Source organism: Streptomyces sp. NRRL F-2664, assembly GCF_000719345.1.
GTDB lineage: Bacteria > Actinomycetota > Actinomycetes > Streptomycetales > Streptomycetaceae > Streptomyces.
On record NZ_JOFX01000010.1, the window covers coordinates 25,134 to 44,620 of the forward strand.

Sequence of the window (19,487 nt, forward strand, 5' to 3'; positions counted from 1 at the left end):
GCCGTCGTGCGGAGCGAGGGCAGCGGCCGCTTCGTGGTTGTCGGGCACATCGTCTCCTGCCTACTATCTCGTTCAGCGAGATTATCGCCCGGCGAGACATTGGAGAAGCCCGTGTCCTCACCCTCCACCCCCACCCCCTCCTTCCGTGCCGCCTACGACGCGGTGCTCGCCGGATGGCCGGGCTCCGTCGACACCGTCGATCTGCCCACCCCCTACGGGCTCACCCGCGTCAACAGTTGCGGCCCGGCCGACGCTCCGCCGCTGGTCCTGCTGCCCGGCGGGGGATCGACCGCCGCCGTGTGGGGCGCCTGCGCCGCCGCCGGGGCGGCCCGCACCCACCGTCTGCACGCCGTGGACCCGGTGGGCGAACCGGGTCTCAGCGTCCCGGCGCCCGGGCGGACACCGCGGACCGTCGCGGACCTGACCGACTGGCTCGACGCGGTCCTCGACGGGCTCGACCCGCGCGGACCGCTGACCCTCGGCGGGCACTCGTACGGCGCGTGGATCGCCGCCCACCACGCCGTCCGGCGCCCCGCCCGGCTCGGGCGACTCCTCCTGCTCGATCCGACCCAGGTCTTCGCGGGACTGCGCCCCGGATACGTCCTGCGCGCCCTGCCCATGCTGGTGCGGCCCACTCCCCAGCGGATCCGCTCCTTCCTGGCCTGGGAGACCCGCGGCGCCGACCTGGACCCGGCCTGGCTCCGGCTGCAGGAGGAGACCGCGCGCTTCCCCGCCGCCCGCCCCGTCACCGGCCCGCGCCCGGACCTCTCCCGGCTCGCGCAGCCGCCCGGTGGGCTGCCGCCGATCCGGACGGACGTCCTGTTCGCCGGGCGGGCCCGCTGCCACGATGCCGCCCGGGCGGCCCGCGCCGCGCGCGAGGCGCTGCCGGACGCGCGGATCGACGTGCTGCCCGCGCGCCCGCACCAGGCGCTCCCCCTGACCGCCGCCCCCGACATCGCCCGCCTGCTCGCCGACTGAGCCCCCGCGCCGGCGCCGCATCGACCGCGACCTCGGCCGCCGCCTGTACGGCCCGCGGCCCGCGACGCACCACCGCGCCCGCACGGCGGCCACCGTCCGTCGCGGCTACGGCGTACGGGAGAGGGCGTCGCGGACGGCCTCCTCGGAGCGGGCCACCACGGCCGTGCCGTCCTCGGCGGTGATGATCGGGCGCTGGATGAGCTTCGGGTGCGCGGCCAGGTGGGCGATCCACCGGGCCCGCGCCGCGTCGGTCTCCTCGCGCGGCAGGTCCCGTACGCCGGTCTCCTTCGCCAGCGGGTCCGAGGTCCGCGTGATGTCCCACGGCTCCAGCCCCAGACGGCCCAGCACTGCGCGGATCTCGTCCTCGGACGGCACGTCCTCCAGATAGCGCCGCACGGTGTAGTCGGCGCCCTCCGCGTCCAGGAGGGTGAGCGCGCTGCGGCACTTGGAACAGGCGGGATTGATCCAGATCTCCATGCCCCCAACCCTATCCAGGGCCCGTCTGGCCAGGGACTTCTGTCAGTGGTCCCCGATAAAATCGAGGGAGAACGACAGGAAGCCAACTACCGTTTGGGAGGCTGTAGATGGCCACTGCCAGTACCGTCCGGCCCGTCCAGAAGAAGCCGCTGCCGGCGGGCCTGCCCCGCGAGTGGTACGAGAGCCACAACCGCCGCCTGAAGGCGATGCGGCTGGCGATATCCCTGCTCGACTCGGGGACGTATGACGCCAGGCGCGCCACCAACCGGAAGATCCGGACGATGGCCGTCCGGACGGGTATCCACCGGCCGTCCAACACCACCTGCAAGATGGTGCGCGCGTTCATCAAGGAGTCGTGACGGTTCACCGGTTCGCCGGTTCACCACTGCCCGCGCCGGACCCGCCCCCCACGTGACGGGCGGGGCCGGTCCGGCAGCCGGGCCGGTCGTCAGGGGCGGCCGTCCGGGGAGAGCAGCAGCAGGGCCACGTCGTCGCCCGGACCGCCGTGGGTGAAGGCGGTCAGGTCCCGCCACACCGCCCCGACCAGACCCGCCGGGTCCCGTGCGAGGACGGGCACCCGGGCCGCCAGGGGGTAGAAGTGCCCCGTGGCGTCCCGGGCCTCGGTCGCGCCGTCGGTGTGCAGGAGGAACTGATCCCCCGGCAGCACCGGCAGCTCCACCACCTCCGGAGGATCCGGCCCCGCGAGCCCCAGGCCCAGCGGAGGCCCCGGCTCCACCGCCACCTCGTCCACCACCGCCCCGCGCAGCCTCAGCGCCGGCGGATGACCGCACGACACGATCCGTACGAGGTCCAGCCCGGGCGGGAACTCCACCAGCATCGCCGTCGCGAACAGCTCCGGATGGTCCTCGTGGGCGTCCGCCGCGTCCGCCAGCAGCCGACGGTCCAGCCGCACCGCCACCGACGCCAGTTCCTTGTCATCGAGCACGGCCTCGCGGAAGGCCCCGAGCAGTGCCGCGACCGTGGCCACCGCCGCCAGGCCGTGCCCCTGCACGTCCGCGACCAGCGCCCGTACCCCGAACGGCCCCACCCGTACGTCGTACAGGTCGCCCCCGACCAGCGTCCCGCGCTGCGCCGCCCGGTACAGGCCCGAGCAGCGCACCGCGCCCACCCGGTCGGGCACCGGCGGCAGCACCGCCAGCTGGGCCGCCTCCGCGACGGTCCGTACGCTGACCAGCTGTTTGTCCCGGCGCTGGCGCACCCAGGCGATGACCACGCCCAGCAGCCCTACGACGGCCACCGTCGCCAGGTCCGAGCCGCGCGCCTGGGCGACCCCGATGTCGTGCACCCCGAGCAGCAGCAGGACGATGCCCGCGAAGACCGCGGTCCCGGCCGCCCCGTAGGCGAACGCCGCCACCGGAGGCAGTCCCGCCAGGAAGAACCCCAGCTCGACGTCGGGGGTGAGCGCCTGCGCCAGGACGAGCGCCACCAGGGCCGCCACGGGCGCGATCCGCGCCCAGCGCGGCGGTGGCTCGCCGCGCAGCCCGCCCGGGTCCTCGCGTCCGCGTCTCACCCCTCCACCCTGGTACGCGGGCCGGGCCCGCGCACCCCGGACGGCCCGCCGGGTGGCTCCGGACGGCCGGGGCCGCGACAGTGGTGGCGTGACGGGAGACGAAGGCCCGGGGCGGGCGCCGAGCCCTGCCCACGTCGAGGCGCACGGCACGGACGGCGGTACGGCCGGCGCGGGCATCAGTACGCGGCTCAACTGGCTGCGCGCGGGTGTGCTCGGGGCCAACGACGGGATCATCTCCACCGCGGGTCTCGTGGTGGGTGTGGCCGGGTCCACCACCTCCCGCGCGACGATCCTGGCGGCGGGCGTCGCCGGGCTGCTGGCGGGCTCGCTGTCCATGGCGGCGGGGGAGTACGTCTCGGTCAGCTCCCAGCGGGACTCCGAACGGGCCGCGCTCGACACGGAGCGGCGGGAGCTGGCGCTGGAACCGGAGGCGGAGCTGGACGAGCTCACCGACCTGCTGGCGGAGCGGGGCCTGAGCCGGGACGTCGCCCGGGAGGCCGCCGAGCAGCTCACGCAACGGGACGCGCTGCGGGCGCACGCCCGGGTGGAGCTCGGGATCGATCCGGACGAGCTGGTGAACCCCTGGCACGCGGCCTTCGCCAGCCTCCTCGCCTTCACGGTGGGAGCACTGCTCCCGCTGCTTGCGATCCTCCTGCCGGGGCCGACGGCGCGGGTGCCGGTGACGGTGGCGGCGGTGCTGGTGGCGCTGACGCTGTGCGGGGTGCTCAGCGCACGGCTGGGCGGGGCTCCGCTTCCGCGGGCCGTCGCCCGCAACGTGCTGGGCGGTGCCCTCGCCATGGCCGTCACCTACTCGGTGGGCACCTGGCTCGGCACCGCCACGCCCTGACCGCCGCCTCCCGTGGCCGGGCCGGGGTGGCGGGGTCGCGCGGCATGCAACAGCCCCGCCGGCGTTCGAGGCGCGGGCGCGGAGCGCCCGGTGGTGACGGTCGCGGGGCAGGCGCGTCCGGCGACGGGCGGCGACGCGCACCCCCGATCCGCCCGAGCGAGCGCAGCGACCGGCAGGATGGGGGGCATGCGCATCGCAGTCACCGGGTCGACCGGGCTCATCGGCAGTGCACTCGTACGGTCCCTGCGGGCCGACGGCCACGAGGTGGTCCGGTTCGTGCGGCGGGAGCCGGCCGGGGCGGACGAGGCGCGGTGGGATCCGGAGCGCGGCCACGTCGACCGGGCCGCGCTGGCCGGCTGCGGCGCCGTCGTGCACCTCGCCGGGGCCGGGATCGGCGACCGCCGGTGGACCGCCGCGTACAAGCGGAAGATCCGCGACAGCCGGGTGCTCGGAACGGCCGCGCTCACGCACGCGCTCGCCGGCCTCGACGAGCCGCCCGGCGTCCTCGTCAGCGGCTCCGCCGTCGGCTACTACGGGGACACCGGCGACCGGGTCGTGGACGAGGACTCGCCCGCCGGCCACGGCTTCCTGCCCTCCGTCTGCCTGGAGTGGGAGGCCGCCGCGGCCCCCGCCCAGGAGGCCGGGATCCGCACCGCGTTCGCCCGTACCGGGCTGGTCGTGGCCAAGGACGGCGGGGCCTGGGGCCGGATGTTCCCGCTCTTCCGCGCGGGCGTCGGCGGCCGGCTCGGCGACGGCCGCCAGTACTGGCCGTTCATCTCCCTGCGGGACGAGGTCGCGGCCCTGCGCCACATCATCGACACCCCGGCCCTGAGCGGCCCGGTCAACCTCACCGCCCCCGAGCCGCTGACCAACCGCCAGGTCACCGCCGCCATGGCCCGGGTGCTGCGCCGGCCGGCGGTGCTGCCCGTACCGGCGGTGGCGCTGCGCGTCGTGCTCGGGGAGTTCTCCGAGGACGTGCTGGGCGGTCAGCGGGCCCGTCCCACGCGCCTCCTGGAGTCCGGTTTCGTCTTCCAGGACCCCGGCATCGAGCAGGCCGTCCGCGCCGCGCTCCAATGACCCATGTGCGACCGTGTGCGACCGTTCGTGACCCGGATGCGACCGTCGTGCGACCGGAGTTGACCGGAATACCCGGCCGAACTCGGGTTCCCCCAGAGCTGGTTGAGGGAAGGAGGATCCCCACACAGCCGCGCCGACCTCGGGGAGGGGCACGTGCTCAGCAGCGCACCCAATGCCGCACACCATGCGGACGTCGTCATCGTAGGAGCCGGAGTCTCAGGACTCGCGGCCGCGCACCACCTGATCGCAGCCGGGGTCACGGTCACCGTCCTGGAGGCCGCGGACGACCCCGGCGGGCGGATGGCCACCGAAACGGCCGACGGATTCCGGCTCGACCGGACGGCCCCGTTGCTCAACACCGCGTACACCGAACTCGAACACACCCGCGCCCTGCGCGCGTTGGTCCTGCGCCCCTTCACGCCCGGGGTGCTGGTCCACACCGACGGCAAGCAGGTCAGGGCCGCGTCCCGCACCCCGGCCCGCGCCCTGGCCAGCGGCTCCCTCGACCAGGCCCGGCTCAGCGCCGCCCTGGCCCGGCTCGCCGCGCTGCCCGAGGACAAACTGCTCGCGCGGCCCGAGCGCACCGCCTCCGCCGCCCTGCGCACCCGCGGGCTGCCGCCGCGCACCCTCAACGGCGTGCTCAGGCCGCTGCTCGCCGCCCTGCTCCGGGACCCCGAACTCACCACCTCCAGCCGGGTCGCCGACCTCGCCCTGCGCACCTTCGCCCGCGGCCGGCTCGCCGTCCCCGAAGGCGGCGCGGCGGCCCTGCCCGACCTGCTCGCCTCCGGTCTGCCGCCCGGCACCGTACGGACCGGCATCCGGGTCCGGTCCGTGGCCACCAACCTGGTCACCACCGCCGAGCACGGCGACTTCCGCTGCCGCTCGGTCCTGCTCGCCACCGGTGCCCGCGCCGCCGCCGAGCTGCTGCCCGGCCTGCGCGTCCCCGCGTTCCACGAGGTCACCGTCCTGCACCACGCCACCGCCACCCCGCTGCCGCGGGACGGTTCGCTGATCCTCGACGGGGATCCCGGCTGGCCGGTCTCCCACACCGCCGTCATGAGCGCGGTCGACCCGACGCGGGCGCCGGCCGGCCGCAGCCTGGTCACCACGACCGTGCTCGGTCCGCCACCGCCCGTGCGCACCGTCGCCTCGCGCCTCGCCCGCCTCTACGACACCCCGACCCGCGAGTGGGAGCTGCTGGCCGTCCACCACACCCCGGAGGCCGTCCCCGCCATGCCGGCGCCCCACGACCGGCGCCGTCCGGTCCGCGTCCTCGCCGGGCTCTACGTCTGCGGCGACCACCGCGACACCAACACCGTCCAGGGCGCGCTGCACTCGGCCCGCCGCGCCTGCGGCGCCGTCCTGCGCGACTTCGGCATCCCGCTCCCGGTGGCCCCGGAGCCCGCACTCCCGGTGGCGGCCTGAGAACCACAAAGACTCAGGGGCCCGGTCCACCGCCTCGGGACCGGGCCCCTGGCATTCCCCGCTCAGGACAGCGCCGCCACCCGGTCCCGGTAGGTCCGCACGGCCGCCGCGTCCCGGTAGGGCTCCAGCCGCCGCTCGAAGTCCCGTACGTACTCCACCGCCCGCACCGACCGCATCTCCATCGCCTGCTGCGCCGCCTCCGCGCCCAGCGCGCACGCCTGGTCCAGCTCGCCCAGCCCCAGCCGGGCCGTGGCCAGCACCACCCGGCAGAACAGCCGCGACCGGGCGAAGCCCGGCGTCCTCAGCTGCAGCGACCGCTCCGCGTGCTGCGCCGAGGCCCGGTACTGCTGCAGGTCCCGGTGGCAGTGCCCGAACTCGTCCGCCAGCTGCGCCTCGTCGTACTGCCGCGCCCAGTGCGGTACGTCGTCCCCCGGCCGGGCGGCCCCCAGCGCGCGCTCCGCCCGCACCAGGGAGGCGGTGGCCGCCCGGACCTCGCCCAGGACCGCATGGCCCCGCGCCTCGGCCGCGTGCAGCATCGCCTGCACCACCGGCGGCGGGCCGGATCCCACGCCCTGCTGCGCCACGCGGGCCAGCTGCACCGCCTCCCGGCCGTGCCCGAGGTAGACCGCCTGCCGGCTCATCGTGACCAGCACGTACGAGCCGTAGGGGCGGTCACCCGCCGCCTGCGCGAGCCGCAGGGCCTGCACGAAGTAGCGCTGGGCGAGCCCGTGCGCGGCGATGTCGTACGAGGTCCAGCCCGCGAGCCGGGTCAGGTCGGCGGCGGCCGCGAACAGCCGCCGCCCCGTCGTCTCGCCGTAGGTGCCCCGCAGCATCGGCTCGGCCTCGTGCTCCAGGTAGCGCACGAGCGCCTGGCGGGCGTGCCCGCCGCCGTAGGCGTGGTCCAGGGTCCGGAAGAGCTCGCCCACCGATCTCAGCGCGGCGATGTCGCCGGTCGTGACGCGCTGCCCGGGCCCCCGGTCGATCTGCCGCTGCCGCGGCACCGAGGTCCGGCCCTGGAGCGGCACCCGGGCGGCCGCCGGTTCCGCGCCACGGGCCACCCGCTCGTCGGGACGCCCGATCAGCCAGTCGCGGCTGGGTACGACCAGCCCGGCCGGGGTGAAAGCGATCTTCCGGAGTTCGGCGTGGGAGCCGGAGTCCTTGCGCCACAGGCCGCTCGCGATGTCCACGGCCTCCTCGGGGGTGGCCGCGAACTCCAGTCCGGCGTAGACCGGGGCGCAGGCGTCGAGGCCGAGGTCCTGCGCGGAGAGCCGGCGGCCCAGGCGCCGGGTGAAGACCTCGGCGATCAGCGCCGGGGTGGTCCCGCGGGGCTGCTGGCCGCGCAGCCACCGGGTCACGGACGTCTTGTCGTACCGCAGGTCGAGACCGTGTTCCAGACCGAGCTGGTCGACGCGGCGGGCGAGTCCGGCGTTGGAGAACCCGGCTTCCGCGATCAGCGCCGCGAGCTGCCGGTTGGGGACACGCTGGGCAGGTCGTTCCGTCATCGGCTCCACGGTTTCCTGACGTGACGGACCGGAGTCCCGGCCCTTGAACGGCGTGAATGTAGCGGCGAACTTCGCTCATGCCGCCCTCTCTGCCCTACATTCATCCGATCGTGTGCAGAATCGGTAGGGCGCTTTACGGACTCGCCCCCTCCGTCCGCGTACGCTGCGGCCCATGAACCGCCGGCACCACCGGCCGCACCTCCCCGAGGAGCGGCCCGAATCTCCCGCTCCGCTGCCTCCGCCCGAGCTGACCGAGGCCGAGTGCCGGCGCTGCGGCACCTACATCGCGGGACTCGACGGGCGCTACGCGTGTGGCGTGTGCGGCTGGGTGAACGACCACTCGGAGGGCCACCGGCGGCTGCCGCGCGCGGACGAGGACCCGGACCGCCCGCCGAGGGGACGCCGCCGGCCGAAGCAGCTGCCGGGGCCGGACGCGGGGTCCTGAGGAGGCCCGTACGGGCGGCCGTACCCTTGCTCAGTGGAGTACGTGCACACAGCAGGTTCGACGAGGAGGCGCTGCGGTGGCTGAGCTTGGGTTTGTCCGTATGGGCTTCGGAGCGGAATCCGTCGAGTACACCCGGGCGTGGGAAGAGCAGCGCAGGGTGCACGCGGCCCGCTTCGCGGACGAGATCGAGGACACCTGCCTGCTGCTGGAGCACCCGCCGGTCTACACGGCGGGCCGGCGCACCGACCCCAGCGAGCGCCCGCTGGACGGCACCCCCGTGGTGGACGTCGACCGCGGCGGCAAGATCACCTGGCACGGACCGGGCCAGCTGGTCGGCTACCCGATCATGAAGCTCCCCCGCCCGGTGGACGTCGTGGCCCACGTCCGACGTCTGGAGGAGGCGCTCATCCGCACCGCCGCCGACTTCGGCCTGGAGACCACCCGCATCGAGGGCCGCTCCGGTGTCTGGGTGCTCGGCGACGCGGTGGAGGACCGCCCGAGGATCGGCGGGCTCTCCCTGGAGCTGGACCCGCGGCTGCACGACGACGAGTTCGACCCCCGCCTCAACGGCCCCGACTACGCCCCGTCCAACGCGGGCCAGCGCCGCGAGGACCGCAAGCTCGCCGCCATCGGCATCCGGGTCGCCAAGGGCGTCACGATGCACGGCTTCGCCCTCAACGTGAACCCGGACCGCACCTGGTTCGACCGGATCATCCCTTGTGGGATCCGGGACGCCGGTGTGACCTCGCTCTCGTACGAACTGGGTCGAGAGGTCACCATCGCCGAAGTGCTCCCGGTCGTCGAGGGCCACCTGAAGGACGTGCTGGAGCACGCCGAGTTGCGGCCCCGGGAGATCGAGACCGCCTAGCCGTCCGGGAAGCCCCGCGAGGCCCCGGGAATGAGTGCGGCCGCTCGCAGGTTGGCCGACGTAAGAGCGTACGAAATTACGGGCGTACCCTGGTGGGCGCCCGAACAATCGAAGTCACAGGGAGCCGGTCGTGTCCGCAGTCGCACCCGACGGACGCAAGATGCTGCGCCTGGAGGTCCGGAATGCCCAGACCCCCATCGAGCGCAAGCCCGAGTGGATCAAGACGCGGGCGAAGATGGGTCCCGAGTACACCAAGATGCAGGCCCTGGTGAAGGGCGAAGGACTGCACACGGTGTGCCAGGAGGCCGGCTGTCCCAACATCTACGAATGCTGGGAGGACCGGGAGGCCACCTTCCTCATCGGCGGTGACCAGTGCACCCGGCGCTGTGACTTCTGCCAGATCGACACGGGCAAGCCCGAGGCGCTGGACCGCGACGAACCGCGCCGCGTCGGCGAGTCCGTCGTCACGATGGATTTGAACTACGCCACCATCACCGGCGTCGCCCGCGACGACCTCCCGGACGGCGGCGCCTGGCTGTACGCGGAGACCGTCCGCCAGATCCACCAGCAGACGGCGGGCCGCGAAGCCGGCCACACCAAGGTGGAGCTGCTGGCCCCCGACTTCAACGCGGTGCCGGAGCTGCTGGAGGAGGTCTTCGCCTCCCGCCCCGAGGTCTTCGCGCACAACGTCGAGACGGTCCCGCGGATCTTCAAGCGCATCCGCCCGGGCTTCCGCTACGAGCGCTCCCTGGAAGTGATCACCAAGGCGCGCGCGTACGGCCTGGTCACCAAGTCGAACCTGATCCTCGGCATGGGCGAGGAGCGCGAGGAGGTCTCGCAGGCCCTGAAGGACCTGCACGAGGCCGGCTGCGAGCTCATCACCATCACCCAGTACCTGCGCCCCTCGCCGCGGCACCACCCCGTCGAGCGCTGGGTGAAACCGGCCGAGTTCGTGGAGCTGGCGAAGGAGGCCGAGGAGATCGGCTACTCCGGCGTGATGTCCGGTCCCCTCGTCCGTTCGTCCTACCGGGCGGGCCGCCTCTACCAGCAGGCCATGGAGAAGCGCGCCACCGTCTGACCGGGGGCGCGACCCTGCGTGTGAAGTCGCGCACAAAGTGCTACCAACGGGTAATTCCGCACCGACGCGGCCCCTAGGCTCTTTCCTGAGGAAAGATTCCGGCGGGCCGCGTCGGCGTGTGCAACGTGTCCATCACATTTGACCGAGCGGTCACGCCCTGGTAACACCAGTCAGTGACGCTTGGTCCACGCACCGTACACACCGCCCACCTCGTCCAGACGTGAGCATCGTGAAAGGGATCGACATCATGCAGGCCGCGCCCGTACGCGCCATCGCCATCCCGACGCTCTCCGACGCCTTCCGCGGCATCGAGTCCCTCCTCATGAGCGGGGCCCGCCGCAACGCGTGGACGGCCGTCCTGGAGGACCGCAAGCGGGCCAAGGACCGGGTCGAGACCGAACACGTACTTGAGGCCGCGGCGACCCGGACCCCGCAGGCCACGTAAACTTCGCTGTATGGCGAGGAAGTCAAACGCAGAGACTGCTGCGAACCCCGGGCGACTGAAGCAGATCGCCCTGACGTACAAGATGACGCGGAAGGCCGACCCGAAGGTCGGTCTGATCGTCGCGGGCGTGGGAATCGTCACCTTCGGTGTCTTCCTTGCGATCGGCTTCCTGATCGACCACCCGGTCTACCTGGGCATCCTGGGCTTCCTGGTGGCTTTCCTCGCGATGGCGATCGTCTTCGGGCGACGGGCCGAGCGGGCTGCCTTCGGGCAGATGGAGGGACAGCCGGGAGCGGCCGCGGCCGTGCTGGACAACGTGGGACGGGGCTGGACGACCACTCCGGCCGTCGCGATGACCCGGCAGCAGGACATCGTCCACCGCGCCGTGGGCAAGGCCGGCGTCGTGCTGATCGCCGAGGGCAACCCGAACCGCGTGAAGCCGCTGCTCGCGAACGAGAAGAAGAAGATGGCCCGGATCATGCCGGACGTGCCGGTGCACGACTTCATCGTGGGCACGGGCGAGGGCGAGGTGCCGCTCAAGAAGGTCCGCACCACCCTGCTGAAGCTGCCGCGTGTCCTGACCGGCCCGCAGATCACCCAGGTCAACGACAAGTTGCGGGCCATGGGCGACCTCATGAGCAACATGCCGCTGCCGAAGGGCCCCATGCCCAAGGGCATGAAGATGCCGCGCGGCGGAAAGATGCGCTGACGCGCGCAGGCCGGATCCCGTATACGACACAGGGGTGCCCCCGAGCCGACCGGCTCGGGGGCACCCCTGTGTCCGCCCGTCTGTGTCCGCCTGTCCGGATCGTCGCGCGTCAGATGCGGACCTGGACGGCGCGTGCGAGACGGTCGTGCAGACCGCGGCCGTCGCGGTCCCAGATCAGTGCGGGGATGAAGAGCGCCAGCAGCAGCGTGCGCACGACCACCCGGCCGATGCCGAGGCGGCCGCCGTCCTCCGAGACCACCCGCAGGCCCAGGGCGCGCTTGCCGGGCGTGAAGCCCACGGTGCCCACCGTCAGGACGGTCAGGGCCAGGAAGAGCGCGAGGGTCCAGTTGCCGGCGGCGCCGACGTTCCCACCGGTGATCAGCCCGTACGCGATGAGCTGGCAGCCGATCCAGTCGATGGCCACGGCTCCGATCCGCCGCCCGAACCGTGCCACCGAGCCGGGCCCGTGCTGGGGCAGGCCGAGCCGCTGGCCCGGATAGCCGAAGTCGACGCCCATCTCCTCGGCGGCCGCCTTGGGGCCGGAGAGCCAGGATCCGATTGCCTGTCTGTTGTCCACCCGACCACGGTACCGGTGGCGCTCCCGGGCGCTCCGGCCGGACCCTGGTTAACTTGTGCGAAACAAATGGGTCATGCTTGGGAAATCCCGTCTGCTTATGGTCGGGTCAGCGTGCGGCACCGCACTGACGCGCCACGAGCTATAAAGCCCGTCCCTCCCCCGGGGTCGGGAGTAGGAGGAGTTGGATGTTCCAGAACGCCGACGAAGTCAAGCAGTACATCGAGGAGAACGACGTCAAGTTCGTCGACGTCCGCTTCTGCGACCTGCCTGGTGTGATGCAGCACTTCACGATCCCGGCGCGGGCATTCGACCCGGCGGAGGAGCTCGCCTTCGACGGATCCTCGATCCGCGGTTTCCAGGCGATCCACGAGTCCGACATGGCCCTGCGTGCCGACATCACCACCGCGCGCCTGGACCCCTTCCGTCGCGACAAGACGCTGAACATCAACTTCTTCATCCACGACCCGATCACGGGTGAGGCCTACAGCCGCGACCCGCGCAACATCGCGAAGAAGGCCGAGGCCTACCTCGCCTCCACCGGCATCGCCGACACCGCGTTCTTCGGCCCCGAGGCCGAGTTCTACATCTTCGACAGCGTGCGCTTCGCGACGACTGCGAACGAGGGCTTCTACCACATCGACTCCGAGGCCGGCGCCTGGAACACCGGTTCCGAGGAGAACAACCGCGGCTACAAGGTCCGCTACAAGGGCGGCTACTTCCCGGTCGCCCCGGTCGACCACTTCGCGGACCTGCGCGCCGAGATCTCCCTGGAGCTCGACGCCCAGGGCCTCCAGGTCGAGCGCCAGCACCACGAGGTCGGCACCGGCGGCCAGGCCGAGATCAACTACAAGTTCAACACGCTGCTGGCCGCGGCCGACGACCTGATGCTCTTCAAGTACATCGTGAAGAACGTCGCCTGGAAGAACGGCAAGACCGCGACCTTCATGCCGAAGCCGATCTTCGGTGACAACGGCTCGGGCATGCACGTCCACCAGTCGCTGTGGGCCGGCGGCGAGCCGCTGTTCTACGACGAGGCCGGCTACGCGGGCCTGTCGGACACCGCCCGCTACTACATCGGCGGCATCCTCAAGCACGCCCCGTCGCTGCTCGCGTTCACCAACCCGACGGTGAACTCGTACCACCGCCTGGTACCGGGCTTCGAGGCGCCGGTCAACATGGTGTACTCGCAGCGCAACCGCTCCGCCGCCATGCGCATCCCGATCACGGGCTCGAACCCGAAGGCCAAGCGCGTCGAGTTCCGCGCGCCGGACCCGTCCTCGAACCCGTACCTGGCCTTCTCGGCCCTGCTCCTCGCGGGCCTCGACGGCATCAAGAACAAGATCGAGCCGATGGAGCCGATCGACAAGGACCTCTACGAGCTCTCCCCGGACGAGCACGCGAACGTCCCGCAGGTCCCGACCAGCCTGGAGGACGTCCTCAAGGCCCTGGAGGAGGACCACGAGTACCTCCTGGCCGGCGGTGTCTTCACCCCCGACCTGATCGAGACCTGGATCGACTACAAGCGCACGCACGAGATCGCCCCGATCGCGCAGCGGCCGCACCCGCACGAGTTCGAGCTGTACTTCGACCTCTAAAACGCCTGATGAGAGGCCCCTCGCCACGCTCCACGGAGTGCGGCGGGGGGCCTTTCCGCTTTGACAGGCCGCCCGGGTGGAGTGAGGGTGGAAATGACCTAAAGGCCTGATAAGCGAGACATGTTCGGAGGTGCATGAGGATGCGCCGTAGGATCGTTGCAGCAGCCATGACCGGAGCCGCGGGCATAGCCATCGGTCTGCTGCCCGTCGCCGCCTCGGCCGCGGCCGTCACCGGTAGCGGTGGCGGTGGCGGTGGGAACGGCGGCTACGACTGCTACCGGTACCCCTCGAACCGCTCCGACGCCCGGTGGGACCACTGCTGCAACCGCGACTGGCGCGACCGGCCGAACTGGTGCTGGGACAACGCCGGCGTCGGCGGTGACCGCGGGTACTGGCGCGACAGCAACTGGAACCACTGGCACGACGACGCCAACTGGAACCGCGGCGGCAACGGGCACCACAACGACTGGGGCAACGGCCGCGGCGGCGACGGGGGCAACTGGAACAACGACTGGGGCAACGGCCGCGGCGGCGACGGGGGTAACTGGAACAACGACTGGGGCAACGGTCGCGGCGGCGACGGCGGCGGTGACTGGGGCGGCGGCGGTGGCGGCGGCAACGGTGACTGGGGCAACGGCCGCGGCGGCAACGGCGGCGGTGACTGGGGCGGCGGCGGTGGCGGCGGCAACGGTGATTGGGGCGGCGGCAACGGAGGCAACGGCGGCGGTTGGGGTGGTGGCGGCCGCTGACGCCTCAGCCTGACGCCGATCAGACCACGGTAGGGCCGTGGGACCGGGGCGATGCCCCTGCAGCGCCGGTTCGGCGCAGCAGGGGCATCGCTCCTGTCAGGTCCCGCAGGCACAGCACCGCCAGCTCGACGGGGGAGCCGGGCCCCGAGACCGGGGCGTCCGTCGCCGCCCACAGCTCCAGCGCCACCCGGATCGCGTCCGTGGCCGCGGCGGCCAGCAGCCGCACCTCCCGAGGCTCGGCGTCCGGGCCGGCGAGCCTCCCGACCACCGGCACCAGGTCCTCCTCGGACTCCTGGTTCACGCGGTACCAAACGGCCCGCAGCGCCGCGTCGCCCGCTGCCGCCCGCAGGAGGCCGCGGGTCACCTCCAGGCCCTCCTCGACCGCCTGCGGGCCGCTCAGCGACCGGGTGACGGCACGTTCCAGCGCCTCGGCGAGCGGGGTCCCCGGGGCCTCCTCCGCGAGCAGCGCACGCCAGGCGTCGCCGCCGCCGGCCAGCAGCGGGGCCACGGCCTCCTGCTTGTTGCGGAAGTAGCGGTAGAAGGTGCGCAGCGCCACGCCCGCGCGGTGGGCGATGTCCTCGGCGGTGGTGCCGTCGGGGCCGTGCTCCGCGAACAGCTCGCAGGCGGCGCGGGCGATGTCGAGCTGCGTGGCCGCCTTGCGGCGCTCCGTCAGCGTCTGGGGTCCGGAGCCGGCCGGCAGGGCGTAGGGGCGAGGGGACTTCACGGGGGAAGCCTACCGCCCGCCCTCCTGACGGCAGTCAATTCTTGTCAGAATGACAAAACGTGCCACCGCTTCGGTACGCTCACGCCATGAACCGATACGAAGGACGACGCGTCCTCATCACCGGCGGCGGCTCCGGCATCGGCCGCGCCACCGTCCACCGCATCCTCGCCGAGGGCGGGCGGGTCCACGCGGTGGACATCAGCGACGCCGGGCTCGCGGCCACCGCCGAGCACGCCGCCGCGTCGGGCGGGGCCGGCCGGCTCAGCACCGCGGTCCTCGACATATCCGACGAGGACGCCGTCCGGGAGGGAGTCGCCGCAGCGGCCCGCGCCCTCGGCGGGATCGACGTACTCGTCAACGCCGCCGGCATCCTGCGCTCCGCGCACACCCACCGGACCACGCTCGATCTGTGGAACCAGGTCATCGCGGTCAACCTGACCGGCACCTTCCTGGTGATCCGAGAGTCCCTCCCGGCGCTGCTCGAAGGCGACCGGCCGGTCGTGGTGAACTTCAGCTCCACCTCGGCGTCCTTCGCCCACCCCTACATGTCCGCCTACGCGGCCAGCAAGGGCGGCATCCAGTCCATGACCCACGCGCTGGCCGCCGAATACAGCAAGCAGGGCCTGCGCTTCGTCAGCGTTGCGCCCGGCTCCATCGAGAGCGGCATGACCACCGGAAACGGCCCCGGCCTGCCCGAGGACACCGACTGGTCCCTCTTCGCCAAGCTCGCCCCCGCCATCGGCCAGGGCTTCGCGGGCCCCGAGACCGTCGCCGGCGTCGTCGCCATGCTCGGCTCCGACGACGGCGCCTTCATCACGGGCACCGAGATCCGCATCGACGGCGGCACCCACTACTGACCGGGCGGCCGGGCGCGCCCCTCAGGCGCGGAACCGGTCCCACAGCCGGGGGAAGCGCTCCGCGAGCACGGCTTCGTCCTCGAAGTCGAGCGGGGCGCCCTCCGGCTCCGCCGCCTGCAGCGGAATGCCCAGGTCCGGCGCGACCGACCCGGTCAGCTGCTCGTACGCCTCGTCCGCCGCGTACCCGAGCTCCTCGCCGTCCCCGTCGATCTCCTCGTCGAAGTCGCCCAGCAGCTCCGCGAGATGGTCCGGATCGTGCACCGCGCCCTCGAAGACCTCCCGCCCCTGCCCGATGAGCCAGCAGCGGAAGTAGTCGAAGGCGTCGTCGCTCGCCCCGTCCAGCAGTACCCAGGCCGCGCCCCACAGGTCCCAGGTGTACGCCCGGTTGTACCGGGACTCGAAGTGCCGGGCGAAGTCCAGGACGGAGTCCGGATCGAGCTGGAGCAACCGCTCCACGAGCAGCTCGGCATGCTCCTCGGCGTCCCCGTCGGCGGCCTCGCGCGTACGGTCGACGATCTCCCAGAACTCCGTCTCGTCCATCACGGGATCCAGCATCACGGCTGCGTCCCCGCGCCGCCACCGCTCATACGGCCAAAGCCCGAGGCCGTGCCCCGCACTGCGGCGCATACTCGCCTCCGGGACGCCCCCACACGGGGCGTACAACGCCGTGAGGCGGCCCGTCCCCTCCTGGGCGGGCCGCCTCACGGGCGGGGGGCACGGCACTAGAGGCCGTAGCGCTCCCGGGCCTCCTTCACCGCGGAGGCCGGCACCTCGCCGCGGCGGGCGAGCTGGGCCAGCGCGGCCACCACGATCGACGGGGCGTCGACACCGAAGTGGCGGCGGGCGCCCTCACGGGTGTCGGACAGACCGAAGCCGTCCGTGCCCAGCGAGGTGTAGTCCTGCTCCACCCACTGGCTGATCTGGTCCGGGACCTGGCGCATCCAGTCGGACACGGCGAGGACCGGGCCCTGGGCGCCCTCCAGCGCGCGGGTGACGTACGGGGTGCGGACCTCGCCGCGCAGCAGCGCCTCGTCGCACTCCAGCGCGTCGCGGCGCAACTCGCCCCACGAGGTGGCGGACCAGACGTCCGCCGCCACGTTCCAGTCGGCCGCGAGCAGGTGCTGCGCCTCCAGGATCCAGTGGATCGCGGTGCCGGAAGCCATCAGCTGGAGCTTCGGGGCGTCCGCGGCCGGGGCGTTCTCCAGGTCGGAGGCCCGGTTGAAGCGGTAGAGGCCCTTGAGGATGCCCTCCTCCACGCCCTCCGGCATGGCAGGCTGCACCTTCGGCTCGTTGTAGACCGTGAGGTAGTAGAAGACGTCCTCCGGCTGCTCGCCGTACATCCGCCGCAGACCGTCCTTGACGATCACCGCGATCTCGTACGCGAAGGCCGGGTCGTAGTTGAGCGACGCCGGGTTCGTGGACGCGATCAGGTGCGAGTGGCCGTCCGCGTGCTGCAGGCCCTCGCCGGTCAGCGTGGTGCGGCCGGCAGTGGCGCCGACGATGAAGCCCTTGCCGAGCTGGTCGGCGAGCTGCCACATCTGGTCGGCCGTGCGCTGCCAGCCGAACATCGAGTAGAAGATGTAGAACGGGATCATCGGCTCGCCGTGCGTCGCGTACGACGTGCAGGCGGCGATGAAGTCGGCCATGGCGCCGGCCTCGGTGATCCCCTCGTTGAGGATCTGGCCGTCCTTGGCCTCCTTGTAGTACATCAGCTGGTCGCGGTCGACCGGCTCGTACGTCTGGCCCAGCGGCGAGTAGATGCCGGCCGACGGGAAGAGGGACTCCATACCGAAGGTACGGGCCTCGTCGGGGACGATCGGCACCCAGCGCCTGCCGGTCTCCTTGTCCCGCATCAGGTCCTTGACCAGGCGGACGAAGGCCATGGTGGTGGCCATCTCCTGCTTGCCGGAGCCCTTGATCAGCGGGGCGAAGGAGCGGTCGGCGGGGGCGGGCAGGGCCACGTGGTGGACCTTGCGGGCCGGGGCCGGGCCGCCGAGGGCCGCGCGGCGCTCGTTCAGGTACCGCACCTCGGGGCTGTTCGCGCCCGGGTGGCCGTAGGGGACCTGGCCGCCCTCGAAGGCGCTGTCCGGGATCGGGAGTCCGAGCTTGTCGCGCATGCTCTTGAACTCGTCGATCGTCAGCTTCTTCATCTGGTGGTTCGCGTTCTTCGACTCGAACCCGGCACCCAGCGTGTAGCCCTTGACGGTCTGCGCGAGGATGACCGTCGGCGCGCCCTTGTGCTCCAGGGCGGCCTTGTACGCGGCGTAGACCTTGCGGGGCTCGTGGCCGCCGCGCGAGGTGTGGAAGCACTCGGCGATCTTCGCGTCGGAGAGCACACCGGCCAGCTGCACCAGCTCGGCGTTGACGCCGAAGAAGTGCCGGCGGATGTAGGCCACGTCGCGGGTCGCGTAGGTCTGGAACTGCGCGTCCGGTACCTCGCGCAGGCGGCGCACCAGGGCGCCCGTGGTGTCGAGCTGGAACAGCTCGTCCCAGGCCGAGCCCCACAGGGTCTTGACGACGTTCCAGCCGGCGCCGCGGAACTGGGCCTCCAGCTCCTGGACCACGCGGAAGTTGGCGCGGACCGGACCGTCGAGGCGCTGCAGGTTGCAGTTGATGACGAAGGTCAGGTTGTCGAGCTGCTCGCGGGAGGCGAGGGCCAGGGCGGCGGTCGACTCGGGCTCGTCCATCTCGCCGTCGCCGAGGAAGGCCCAGACGTGCGAGTTGGCGGTGTCCTTGATGTTCCGGTTCTGCAGGTAGCGGTTGAAGCGCGCCTGGTAGATCGCGGAGAGCGGGCCGAGGCCCATGGAGACCGTGGGGAACTCCCACAGCCACGGCAGGCGCCGCGGGTGCGGGTAGGACGGCAGGCCGTTGCCGCCGGACTCCTGGCGGAAGTTGTCGAGCTGCTGCTCGGAGATGCGCCCGTCGAGGAAGGCGCGGGCGTAGATGCCGGGGGAGGCGTGGCCCTGGATGTAGAGCTGGTCGCCCGACCCGTCGGCCTCCTTCCCGCGGAAGAAGTGCTGGAAGCCGGTCTCGTAGAGCCAGGCGGCGGAGGCGAAGGTGGCGATGTGGCCGCCGACGCCGTACTTCGAGCCGCGGCTCACCATGGCCGCCGCGTTCCAGCGGTTCCAGGCGGTGATCCGGGCCTCCATCGCCTCGTCGCCCGGGAACTCGGGCTCGGCGGCGGTGGGGATGGTGTTGACGTAGTCCGTCTCCAGCAGCTTCGGCAGGGCGAGGCCGGCGGCCTCGGCGTGCTGCAGCGTGCGGCGGAGCAGGTATTCGGCGCGGCGCGTACCGGCGGCCTGTGCGACGGCGTCGAGGGAGGCCGCCCATTCGGCGGTCTCTTCGGTGTCGCGGTCCGGGAGCTGGTCGAGCTCGCTCGGAAGCTTTCCTACGGGGTCGGACATCGCTGTGCGCCGCCTTCCGGACAAAGGAGAGGTGGTGAAGAAATCCCTGACGGGCAGGACAGGGTCGGCGGACCTGGTTGAGGTCCGCGACGACTGTAAATCCCTGATCGATGATCGATCAAATAAAAGTGACAAAGAAACGTCGATCTGCCAAAAGTCGGCACCGCGTGCCAGCAAAACGGGCACGCGGTGCCGGTCA

General features: G+C 72.5%; 20 protein-coding genes. 13 read left to right on the plus strand and 7 right to left on the minus strand.

Going from position 1 to position 19,487, the window contains the following annotated elements:
* The first annotated feature begins 111 nt into the window (after window positions 1–111).
* Window positions 112–978 carry an alpha/beta fold hydrolase gene (locus IF89_RS0112515; protein WP_030765608.1) on the plus strand — a complete coding sequence of 289 codons (867 nt, stop codon included), beginning with the start codon at window positions 112–114 and terminating at the stop codon, window positions 976–978.
* 105 nt (window positions 979–1,083) lie between these two features.
* Here IF89_RS0112515 and IF89_RS0112520 read toward each other — a convergent pair whose 3' ends face one another.
* Window positions 1,084–1,455 (minus strand): ArsC/Spx/MgsR family protein, encoded by a 372-nt coding sequence (locus IF89_RS0112520; protein WP_030765611.1) that lies wholly within the window; start codon window positions 1,453–1,455, stop codon window positions 1,084–1,086.
* Between the two features lie 107 nt (window positions 1,456–1,562).
* On the opposite strand from IF89_RS0112520, the gene IF89_RS0112525 reads away from it, so the two are divergent.
* Entirely contained in the window at window positions 1,563–1,814 is a 252-nt protein-coding gene (locus IF89_RS0112525) for a hypothetical protein (protein WP_030765614.1), read from the plus strand.
* A gap of 89 nt (window positions 1,815–1,903) precedes the next feature.
* On the opposite strand, the gene IF89_RS0112530 is transcribed toward IF89_RS0112525, so the two are convergent.
* Window positions 1,904–2,986, minus strand: a complete 1,083-nt coding sequence (locus IF89_RS0112530) for a PP2C family protein-serine/threonine phosphatase (protein ID WP_030765616.1) — start codon at window positions 2,984–2,986, stop codon at window positions 1,904–1,906.
* 88 nt (window positions 2,987–3,074) lie between these two features.
* Between IF89_RS0112530 and IF89_RS0112535 the strand changes: the two genes are divergently transcribed.
* The 3 genes from IF89_RS0112535 (at window position 3,075) to IF89_RS0112545 (ending at window position 6,335) form a co-directional block, all read left to right on the plus strand.
* Window positions 3,075–3,833, plus strand: coding sequence for a VIT1/CCC1 transporter family protein (locus tag IF89_RS0112535; protein ID WP_030765619.1), 759 nt, complete (start codon window positions 3,075–3,077; stop codon window positions 3,831–3,833).
* Between the two features lie 177 nt (window positions 3,834–4,010).
* Complete coding sequence (locus IF89_RS0112540) at window positions 4,011–4,910, plus strand: TIGR01777 family oxidoreductase (RefSeq protein ID WP_030765622.1); 900 nt, start codon at window positions 4,011–4,013, stop codon at window positions 4,908–4,910.
* A 153-nt stretch (window positions 4,911–5,063) separates the two neighbouring features.
* Complete coding sequence (locus tag IF89_RS0112545) at window positions 5,064–6,335, plus strand: NAD(P)/FAD-dependent oxidoreductase (protein WP_030765625.1); 1,272 nt, start codon at window positions 5,064–5,066, stop codon at window positions 6,333–6,335.
* A gap of 62 nt (window positions 6,336–6,397) precedes the next feature.
* On the opposite strand, the gene IF89_RS0112550 is transcribed toward IF89_RS0112545, so the two are convergent.
* Complete coding sequence (locus tag IF89_RS0112550) at window positions 6,398–7,837, minus strand: hypothetical protein (protein WP_030765628.1); 1,440 nt, start codon at window positions 7,835–7,837, stop codon at window positions 6,398–6,400.
* Window positions 7,838–8,009: 172 nt separating this feature from the next.
* Between IF89_RS0112550 and IF89_RS0112555 the strand changes: the two genes are divergently transcribed.
* From IF89_RS0112555 to IF89_RS0112575, 5 genes are all read left to right on the plus strand, one after another.
* Complete coding sequence (locus IF89_RS0112555; protein WP_030765631.1) at window positions 8,010–8,282, plus strand: hypothetical protein; 273 nt, start codon at window positions 8,010–8,012, stop codon at window positions 8,280–8,282.
* A gap of 76 nt (window positions 8,283–8,358) precedes the next feature.
* Window positions 8,359–9,150, plus strand: coding sequence for a lipoyl(octanoyl) transferase LipB (lipB, locus tag IF89_RS0112560; protein WP_030765635.1), 792 nt, complete (start codon window positions 8,359–8,361; stop codon window positions 9,148–9,150).
* A gap of 130 nt (window positions 9,151–9,280) precedes the next feature.
* On the plus strand, window positions 9,281–10,228 hold the full coding sequence (gene lipA / locus IF89_RS0112565; protein WP_030765639.1) for a lipoyl synthase: 948 nt from the start codon (window positions 9,281–9,283) through the stop codon (window positions 10,226–10,228).
* Window positions 10,229–10,475: 247 nt separating this feature from the next.
* On the plus strand, window positions 10,476–10,673 hold the full coding sequence (locus IF89_RS0112570) for a hypothetical protein (RefSeq protein ID WP_030010916.1): 198 nt from the start codon (window positions 10,476–10,478) through the stop codon (window positions 10,671–10,673).
* Between the two features lie 10 nt (window positions 10,674–10,683).
* Window positions 10,684–11,382, plus strand: a complete 699-nt coding sequence (locus IF89_RS0112575; RefSeq protein WP_030765642.1) for a DUF4191 domain-containing protein — start codon at window positions 10,684–10,686, stop codon at window positions 11,380–11,382.
* A gap of 109 nt (window positions 11,383–11,491) precedes the next feature.
* Here the strand turns inward: IF89_RS0112575 and IF89_RS0112580 are convergent, their stop codons facing one another.
* The gene (locus tag IF89_RS0112580; RefSeq protein WP_030765644.1) at window positions 11,492–11,959 is read right to left on the minus strand and encodes an RDD family protein; all 468 of its coding nucleotides are present in this window, start codon (window positions 11,957–11,959) and stop codon (window positions 11,492–11,494) included.
* A 185-nt stretch (window positions 11,960–12,144) separates the two neighbouring features.
* Here IF89_RS0112580 and glnA point away from each other — a divergent pair, with 185 nt between their 5' ends.
* Window positions 12,145–13,554 carry a type I glutamate--ammonia ligase gene (gene glnA, locus IF89_RS0112585; RefSeq protein ID WP_030030925.1) on the plus strand — a complete coding sequence of 470 codons (1,410 nt, stop codon included), beginning with the start codon at window positions 12,145–12,147 and terminating at the stop codon, window positions 13,552–13,554.
* 140 nt (window positions 13,555–13,694) lie between these two features.
* Window positions 13,695–14,303: a hypothetical protein gene (locus tag IF89_RS40765; RefSeq protein WP_158717860.1), complete on the plus strand. Its 609-nt coding sequence runs from the start codon at window positions 13,695–13,697 to the stop codon at window positions 14,301–14,303.
* 19 nt (window positions 14,304–14,322) lie between these two features.
* On the opposite strand, the gene IF89_RS0112595 is transcribed toward IF89_RS40765, so the two are convergent.
* Window positions 14,323–15,027, minus strand: coding sequence for a TetR family transcriptional regulator (locus IF89_RS0112595; RefSeq protein WP_051807022.1), 705 nt, complete (start codon window positions 15,025–15,027; stop codon window positions 14,323–14,325).
* 86 nt (window positions 15,028–15,113) lie between these two features.
* Here IF89_RS0112595 and IF89_RS0112600 point away from each other — a divergent pair, with 86 nt between their 5' ends.
* The gene (locus IF89_RS0112600) at window positions 15,114–15,884 is read left to right on the plus strand and encodes an SDR family NAD(P)-dependent oxidoreductase (RefSeq protein WP_030765653.1); all 771 of its coding nucleotides are present in this window, start codon (window positions 15,114–15,116) and stop codon (window positions 15,882–15,884) included.
* A 21-nt stretch (window positions 15,885–15,905) separates the two neighbouring features.
* Here IF89_RS0112600 and IF89_RS0112605 read toward each other — a convergent pair whose 3' ends face one another.
* Together IF89_RS0112605 and aceE are read right to left on the minus strand one after the other, a co-directional pair.
* A complete protein-coding gene (locus IF89_RS0112605; RefSeq protein ID WP_030765655.1) occupies window positions 15,906–16,427 on the minus strand; it encodes a DUF4240 domain-containing protein in 522 nt (173 codons plus the stop codon).
* A gap of 179 nt (window positions 16,428–16,606) precedes the next feature.
* Window positions 16,607–19,288 carry a pyruvate dehydrogenase (acetyl-transferring), homodimeric type gene (gene aceE / locus IF89_RS0112610; RefSeq protein WP_030765658.1) on the minus strand — a complete coding sequence of 894 codons (2,682 nt, stop codon included), beginning with the start codon at window positions 19,286–19,288 and terminating at the stop codon, window positions 16,607–16,609.
* Between the last annotated feature and the right edge of the window lie 199 nt (window positions 19,289–19,487).